Consider the following 8,000-nt stretch of genomic DNA (forward strand, 5'->3'; position numbering starts at 1 on the left):
GAAGCGAGTTCCCGCTGTATCTGAACTCAGACTACGTCGCCGGCGACGAGTTTCGCCGTCCCCTCGAGTCAGTACTCATGACCGAGTACTCATGATTCACGACGAACGGAGCACCCATGCCCGGACAGTTGGAAGGCAAAACCGCGCTGATCACCGGAGCCGCCCGAGGTCAGGGCCGAAGCCATGCCGTGCGATTGGCGCAGGAGGGCGCCGACATCATTGCACTCGACATCTGCCGCCAGATCGAATCGGTGGCCTACCCGATGGGTACCGCCGAGGATTTGAGGCAGACAACGGCAATGATCGACGCCCTCGGGCGAAATGTCGTCGCGCGAGAAGTCGACGTTCGCGATTTACCCGCGCTGGGAGCTGCGATATCCGAAGGTATCGCAGTGTTGGGCAGCCTCGACATCGTCCTGGCCAACGCCGGTATCGGCATGATGTCCCCGGACATCGACGATGCCCGCGCCTTCCGCGACCAGATGGAGGTCAATCTTTTCGGCGTCTGGAATACCGTCCAGGCCGCAGCGCCCGCGATGATCGAGCAAGGGAGAGGCGGCGCAATAGTCCTGACCGGATCAACACTGGGACTTGTCGGCCGCGGAGGTGATGGAACCGGCGGATCCGACGGCTACTGCGCGAGTAAACACGCCATCGTCGGGTTGGGGCGCACGTGGGCGCACTGGCTTGCTCCCCACAACATTCGTGTCAACTCCGTGCATCCGGCGGGAGCGAATACACCGATGGTCGTCAACGATGCCGTCGCGAAACTGTTCGCAGACTCTCCCGCATCGAGCGGAGCCGATGTCGGCAATCTCTTGGACGTCGGGCTGATCGAAGCTTCCGACGTCAGCAACGCGATAGCCTGGTTGGTCTCGGATCAGGCTCGATACGTCACAGGTATCGCGTTGCCGGTCGATGCGGGATTCACGGCCAAATAGACGCCGGATTCTCGAGCCGAATTACTGCCGATCAGTCGACGGTCGGCGCCCACTGCACACCGTTGATGTGCCCACCACCGTCGACGAAGAGAGTGTTGCCGGTGACGTAACGGCTGTCGTCGCTCGCCAGGAAGGCCGCAACGGGGCCGATGTCGTCGAGGGGATCGCCGATCCGCCCCATCGGGTTCTGTGCGGCCATCACTGCCGCGTTTTCCGGATTGGCTTCGGCGACACGCTTGTACGCCGCACTCTGCGCACCGGGACAGATGACGTTGCAGTTCACGTGCTTGGGAGCCCACTCGCGGGCAGCAGTGCGAGTCAGCGTTCGCAATGCTTCCTTGGCCGCGTTGTACTGGACCGAGTACATGTGAGCATTCACGCCGTTGAGGCTGCACATGTTGATCACGCGGCCGGTGCCGTGACGCTCGAGTTCCGGCAATGCAGCCTGCATGGCCCAGAAAGCGGCCATCACTGCCATGTCGAAACCGCCGCGCAATTGCTCGTCGGTCATCTTCTCGAGCCGAGCGAAACCGAAAGTCCGCCAAGCATTGTTGACCAGGATGTCGAGGCGTCCGAACCGCTCGACGGACTTGTCGACCATGGCAACAACCTGAGCTTTGTCGGTGACGTCGGTCCGGACGAATTCCGCCTCCGCGCCCCATTCGTCCCGCAACCACTGGGTCGTTTCGAGGCCCGCTGCCTCGTCGATCTCGGCAACCAACACCGACGCGCCTTCACGCGCGAACGCGCCTGCCACTCCGCGCCCGATGCCCATACCGGCACCGGTGACCACTGCTACACGTCCGTCGAGCTTGCCCACTGGGCCCTCCTTCATCAGAACCCCTACCTGGGGCGCGGCACGGTCTTGTCGATGAACAATCCCTCTACCGACACACACAATTCGCCGTCCGCAGTCTTGATCTCACCGACGGTGTGAATCTTGCGGCCGTCCTTGGAAAGGAATTTGCCGCTGATCGTGAGGGGCTCGAACAGTGGAGTCGGGCGATGGTACCGAGTGCTCAATTGTGCTGTCATGCCGGAAGTTCCACCCCAGGCGTTCGCGACGCCAAGAACGTGATCGAGCAGCAGCGCCGAAACACCGCCGTGTACATGGCCGGGAGGGCCCTGGTACGGCAGCGTCAACGTGACCACTCCCTGCACCGACCCGTCAGCGAGCCCTTCAAGAACCAGCGGCGGCGCAATGGCATTCTCGGGACCGGTCACCGGATCGTGACGAGTCACGCCCTCACCGTTCCACATGTCGATCAAGCGCTCGGCCACCTCGGGCGAGTGCTGCTCGAGGTGCTCGGCAATGCTGTTGAGCTCCTCCGCAACCCGATCCAGATTGGCGTTTCCGCGGTCGGTGCGCAGCATCGCGTCGACAACGCGACGCGCTGCTGCCGTGGCCCGGTCGACCGGGGCGTCCTGCGGCGGCGACGTCAAAACCGTGCCGCCCGGGTGTGTGGCTGCCGTGGGGTGCGTGCCGAGGTCCATCAGTTGATCTCCATTGTTGCGTGTGTGAGAACCGGGGAGTTCTCGCGCTCGGGGCACGTCGCCGCCAAGGTCAGTGTGTTGCCGTCCTGCCATACCGAGGTGGTGATGGATTCGCCGGGGAACAGCGAACCGGCGAACCGCACCGAGTAGTTCTTCACCCGCGTCGGATCTCCGTCGAGAATTCCGTCGACCACCGCCTTGCAGACGATGCCGTACGACGCCAGACCGTGCAGAATCGGAGCGTCGAATCCCGCCATCTTCGCGAAGGAGGGATCAGCGTGCAGCGGGTTCATGTCTCCACTGAGTCGGTACACCAGAGCTTGTGAGGTACTCGTGCTCGACGTCAGTACCTTGTCGGGCGCCCGGTCAGGCACCCCGGCAACAACTTCGGGACCGGCGCTGCCGCCGAAGCCACCTTCGCCGCGGGCCCAGATCTGCATTCCGGTGGTCCACAACGGATTCCCGTCAAGGTCCTCGGCCGCCGTCTCGAGCACGATGACGGCAGCCTTGCCCTTGTCCCACACGTCAGCGATGCGAGTGGAAATACGAGCAGCACCCGTCGACGGGATCGGCGCGTGAAGTGTCAGCGACTGCCCACCGTGCAAAATCTTGCGCAGGTCGATGTCGATTCCCGGCATACTCATCGACGCTGCGGGCAGTACACCCGCCGAAACTCCCTGGCCTGCAACCATTGCAAAGGTCGGGAGCACTTTCAGACCATTTTCGTACACCCAGGTGAGCTCGGCGGGATCCAGAGCGTTCACGCCGGCGCCGAGCCCCAACTGGTAGAGCATGACGTCGCGGTCCGTCCACGACGCTTCGCGCACAGTCGGTTCGGCGGACAATGCCACCTCGAGATCGATAGCCATCAGTTCTCCAAAGTTCCGGCTCGGTAGACGGTCACGACGCACGCGCCGCCCAGTCCGAGGTTGTGCTGCAATCCGATTCGTGCGCCTTCGACCTGGCGAGCGTCTGCGGTCCCGCGAAGCTGCCACGTCAGTTCGGCGCACTGTGCCAGCCCGGTGGCACCCAGCGGGTGGCCCTTCGAGATCAGACCGCCAGACGGGTTGACGACCCACTGGCCGCCGTACGTAGTGGCACCGGATTCGACGAGGTTTCCGCCTTCACCGGCGCCACACATTCCGAGACCTTCGTAGGTGATGATCTCGTTGATCGCGAAGCAGTCGTGCAGTTCGATGACATCGACGTCGTCGATGCTGATGCCGGCTTCGGCAAAGACCTGCTCGGCGGCCGCAGCCGTCATCGGCGCGCCGACTACGTCGATCATCGACTTCTCGGCAAACGCTGCCGAGGTGTCGGTGGTCATGGCCTGAGCGACGATCTCGATCGCACGGTCCTCGAGTCCGTGCTCACGGACGAACTTCTCACTCACGACGACGGCAGCACCGGCACCGTCCGAAGTCGGTGAACACTGCGAGCGCGTCAGCGGCTCGTGAATCATCTTGTCGCCGAGCACCTGTTCGAGGGTGTACTCGTCACGGAACTGCGCATACGGATTGTTGACCGAGTGCTTGTGGTTCTTGACCGCCACGGCTGCAATCTGCTCGACCGTAGTGCCGTACTTCTTCATGTGCTCGACGGCGGCATTACCGAACAACTGAGCGGTCATGGGCGATCGGGCGAAGCCGTAGTCCTCGACCATGATCTTCAGCTGCGAATCCAAAGTGGTGACCTTGGGCATCTCACCGGTTCCGGTCAGCGCCGTTTTGGTCATCTTTTCGAAGCCGACGGCCAGTGCGCAGTCCGCTTGTCCGGCCTGTACCCACTCGCGCGCCATCATCAGTGCCGTCGAGCCGGTGGCGCAGTTATTGTTGACGTTGAAGATCGGGATACCGGACAGACCCGTTTCGTACAGGGCACGCTGGCCTGCTGTCGACGCGTTGAACACGTAACCGACTGCAGCACGCTGGATCTGGTCGTAGCTGATCCCGGCATCGGTGAGCGCATTCGAGACGGCTTCGGTCACCATGTCCGGGTATTCCCAGTCGCGGGTCTCGATCTTCTCGAACTTGGTCATGCCCACGCCGATGACGAAGGTGCGATTGCTCATGTGCAGGTCACTTTCCCGGTTCGGGGTCGCGAGGCAGACCCAGGATTCGCTCACCGATGATGTTGAGCTGAACATTGGTTGTACCACCCGCGATGGACATGCACTGCGAGTTCAAGAACATCTGGGTTGCAGACATCCGATGCTGGTCGCCCAGAAGTGAACTCGGCCCGGCCCACTCCATTGCCACATCCCAGACCTGCTGGATGTGCTCGACACCGATCAACTTCGCCACCGAGGATTCGGCCCCCGGCTGCGCGCCGGTGAGCGAGCGCAGCGTGGTGCGCAGACCGAGCAGACCGCCGGATTGCGCGTCGCACAGCACCTTTCCGAGCACCGTCAGCTGCTCGTCGTCGATGCCACCGGGTAGTCCGTCGACCAGGCTCAGAAGAGCCTCACCACCCGATCCGAGAGACGAGTCGTTGGACAGCGAGACACGCTCGTTGGCCAGTGTGGTGCGAGCGAGCTTCCAGCCGTCGCCCGGCTCGCCGACCAGGCACTCGTCGGGGACGAAGACGTCGTCGAAGAAGACTTCGTTGAACAGCGCTTCGCCGGTGATCTCGCGAAGCGGGCGAATGTCGAGGCCGCTGTTCTTGATGTCGATCAGGAAGTAGGACAGGCCCTTGTGCTTGGGGGCGTCGGCGTCGGTGCGCGCGAGGCAGATTCCCCAGTGCGCGTCGCGTGCCATCGACGTCCACACCTTCTGGCCCTGCAACTTCCAGCCACCGTCGACCTTGGTGGCCTTGGTGCTCAGAGCCGCGAGGTCGGAACCTGCGCCGGGCTCGGAGAAGAGCTGACACCAGACGATGTCGCCGCGCAATGACGGCGGGACGAACTTGGCAAGCTGCTCTTCGTTGCCGTGCGCGATGAGCGTCGGGATGACCCAGTTGCCGATGATCATGTCGTGCGGCTTGATCTTCGCAGCGCGCAGTTCTTCGGCGATGACCAGCTGGCTGACGGCGTCGGCGGACTTGCCCCACGGAGCCGTGAAGTGCGGTGCGGTGTAGCCCTTTTCCGCGAGATACGTCTTCTGCGCGGCACCTTCGAGTTCGAGTGCAGGAGCGAGCTCGGCGCGGACGTCGGCGCGGATCGCCTCGGCCTCGGGCGGCAACTCGATGCTGAGCACGCGACGGGTGCCGGCAATGGTCAGCTCGGCAACGCGACGACGCCAGGATGCCGTGGAACCCAGCAGAATTCGCAGGGACTGCGCGCGGCGCAGGTACAGGTGCGCGTCGTGCTCCCACGTGTAGCCGATTCCGCCGAGCACCTGGATGCAGTCACGCGTGACGGAGAAGCCGGCTTCGAGGGCCGTGGCTCCAGCGACGGCTGCTGCGAGAGAAGCCTCTTCGGCACCGACGCCGTTGGCGGGCGTCAGTGCGCGCGCAGCGTCCCACGCGCAGACGCGCGCCTGCTCGGCAAGAGCGAGCATCCGAGCGGCCTTGTGCTTGACGCCCTGGAACTGGCCGATCGGGCGACCGAACTGCTGACGCACCTTCGCGTAGTCGGCCGAGGTCGTGACGGCCCAGTCGGCCAAACCTGATGCCTCGGCCGCGAACAGTGTTGCGGCAATGTCGAGCACACGCTGCGTATCGATGGTGAGGATCTCGGAATCGGCGAGGATCAGACCGTCGACGGTGACCTCGGAGTTACGACGTACGACGTCGTAACTGGCCAAGTCCGTGACCTCGAGGCGGTCACGTCCGAGCAGAACGAATCCGCTGTCCGTCGCGAGGAGGAACACGTCGCCGACATGGCCACCGAGAATCTGGCTGGACGTTCCGCTGAGGGTGGCGGTGTCGCCGTCGCGGGCGATCTTCAGCGAACCCGGCTGCAGTGCAACGGCTCCGAGCGTGCTGCCGTCGACCAGTCCGGCCAGCGGAGCGGTGACTCCGGCGTCGCTGAGAACGGCGCTGACCACGACTGTCGGCAGGAACGTGCCGGGAACCATGGAGCGCCCGAGTTCCTCGACGACGATCGCGAGCTCGACCAATCCGTATCCAGCGCCACCGAATTCCTCGGCCACGTGTAGTCCGAGAAGTCCCTGCTCGGCAAGCCCGCTCCAGAGTTGGGGGCGAGTTTCGACCTTCGCCTCGACCGCTTCACGGATAGCGGTGGGTGTTGCGTGACGTGCCGCCCAGCCCCGTACGGAGTCGCGGAGGTCACGATCTTCTTCACTCAATCCAATGGTCATGTCTACCTCGTCAATTCGACAGTTTGAGTACGGGTCAGATGCGTTCGATGATGGTGGCGGTAGAGAGAGCGCCACCGGCGCACATCGTGACCAGCCCCGTGGACTTGTTCGAGCGCTCGAGTTCGTGCAGCGCGGTCGTGATCAGACGAGCGCCGGTCGAACCGACGGGATGCCCGAGTGCGATCGCACCGCCGTTGACGTTGACCTTGGACAGATCTGCGTCGTGAACCTGCGCCCAGGAGAGCACTACCGAGGCGAACGCTTCGTTGATTTCGACGAGATCGATGTCGTTCAGAGTCATTCCGGCCTTGTCGAGCACCATCTGAGTGGACTCGATCGGTCCGTCCAGGTGATAGAAGGGATCAGATCCGACCATGCCGGACGCGACGATCCGCGCGCGGGGCTTCAATCCCAACTCCTGCGCGCGCTCTTCGCTCATCAGCAGTACCGCAGCCGCGCCGTCACTGATCTGCGACGAGTTGCCGGCGGTGTGGATATGGCCTTCGATGACCGGCTTGAGTCCGCCCAGCGCCTCGGCTGTCGTCTCGCGCAGGCCACCGTCGCGCGTGACAGTGGCGATCTCACCGGTCGGCACACCTTCCTTGGTGACGACAGGAGCCTTGACGGGCACGATCTCACGGTCGAAGCGTCCTTCTGCCCAAGCCTGGGCTGCGCGGCGCTGCGATTCCAGGCCGAAGGCGTCGACGTCGGCGCGTGTGATGCCACGCTTCTCGGCGATACGCTGCGCAGAGGTGAACTGGTCGCCCATGTCGATGGTCCAGTCGTCCGGGTACGGGTTTCCCGTACCGGGCGCGTTTGCCTGGCCCAGGAACACACGGCTCATCGCCTCGACGCCACAGCCGATACCGGCCGAGATCTGACCTGAGGAAATCAGGCCGGAGATCAAATGCACTGCCTGCTGGGCAGATCCACAGGCGCAGTCGATGGTGGTTGCCGCTGTGCTGTACGGCAATCCGGCGTGCAGCCACGCTTGCCGCGTGACGTTGTTGGACTGCTCACCTGCCTGGGTGACACAGCCACCGATGATCTGCCCGATGTCTTCCGGTGCGACGCCTGCTCGTTCGAGAACGCCGAGTTGCGCTGCTCCCAGAATCTCGGCGGGGTGCAGCCCCGCCAGGGCGCCGCGACGACGGCCGATCGGTGTCCGAGCGGCCTCGACGATGACTGCATGACCCATGATGTGCGCTCCTTCGTGGAGTTTTCGGTCGGTGAGCTGACTCACCGTCAACTTTTCTGTAATGTATTCTATTGTTGATGTCAGGGCAATGCCGGAATGAACGTCATC

7 protein-coding genes are annotated in these 8,000 nt (G+C 63.6%); 1 reads left to right on the top strand and 6 read right to left on the bottom strand.

Features of this window, described 5'->3' with window-relative positions:
* Nucleotides 1-116: 116 nt before the first annotated feature.
* Nucleotides 117-941: a mycofactocin-coupled SDR family oxidoreductase gene (locus tag ABX74_RS22035; protein WP_047889697.1), complete on the top strand. Its 825-nt coding sequence runs from the start codon at nucleotides 117-119 to the stop codon at nucleotides 939-941.
* 31 nt (nucleotides 942-972) lie between these two features.
* Here ABX74_RS22035 and ABX74_RS22040 read toward each other — a convergent pair whose 3' ends face one another.
* From ABX74_RS22040 to ABX74_RS22065, 6 genes are read right to left on the bottom strand one after another with little or no spacing between them, the layout of a single operon-like run.
* Nucleotides 973-1,761 carry an SDR family NAD(P)-dependent oxidoreductase gene (locus ABX74_RS22040; protein WP_029256266.1) on the bottom strand — a complete coding sequence of 263 codons (789 nt, stop codon included), beginning with the start codon at nucleotides 1,759-1,761 and terminating at the stop codon, nucleotides 973-975.
* 23 nt (nucleotides 1,762-1,784) lie between these two features.
* Entirely contained in the window at nucleotides 1,785-2,435 is a 651-nt protein-coding gene (locus ABX74_RS22045) for a PaaI family thioesterase (protein WP_021331979.1), read from the bottom strand.
* On the bottom strand, nucleotides 2,435-3,304 hold the full coding sequence (locus ABX74_RS22050; RefSeq protein WP_021331978.1) for a MaoC/PaaZ C-terminal domain-containing protein: 870 nt from the start codon (nucleotides 3,302-3,304) through the stop codon (nucleotides 2,435-2,437). Before ABX74_RS22050 ends, ABX74_RS22045 begins: the two co-directional genes overlap by 1 nt.
* Entirely contained in the window at nucleotides 3,304-4,506 is a 1,203-nt protein-coding gene (locus ABX74_RS22055) for a lipid-transfer protein (protein WP_047889698.1), read from the bottom strand. Before ABX74_RS22055 ends, ABX74_RS22050 begins: the two co-directional genes overlap by 1 nt.
* Before the next feature lie 7 nt (nucleotides 4,507-4,513).
* Nucleotides 4,514-6,694, bottom strand: a complete 2,181-nt coding sequence (locus ABX74_RS22060) for an acyl-CoA dehydrogenase (RefSeq protein WP_047889699.1) — start codon at nucleotides 6,692-6,694, stop codon at nucleotides 4,514-4,516.
* A gap of 34 nt (nucleotides 6,695-6,728) precedes the next feature.
* The gene (locus ABX74_RS22065) at nucleotides 6,729-7,892 is read right to left on the bottom strand and encodes a steroid 3-ketoacyl-CoA thiolase (protein WP_047889710.1); all 1,164 of its coding nucleotides are present in this window, start codon (nucleotides 7,890-7,892) and stop codon (nucleotides 6,729-6,731) included.
* Nucleotides 7,893-8,000: the final 108 nt, after the last annotated feature.

The organism is Rhodococcus sp. ARP2 (assembly GCF_001029585.1).
Taxonomy (GTDB): Bacteria; Actinomycetota; Actinomycetes; order Mycobacteriales; family Mycobacteriaceae; genus Rhodococcus_F; species Rhodococcus_F erythropolis.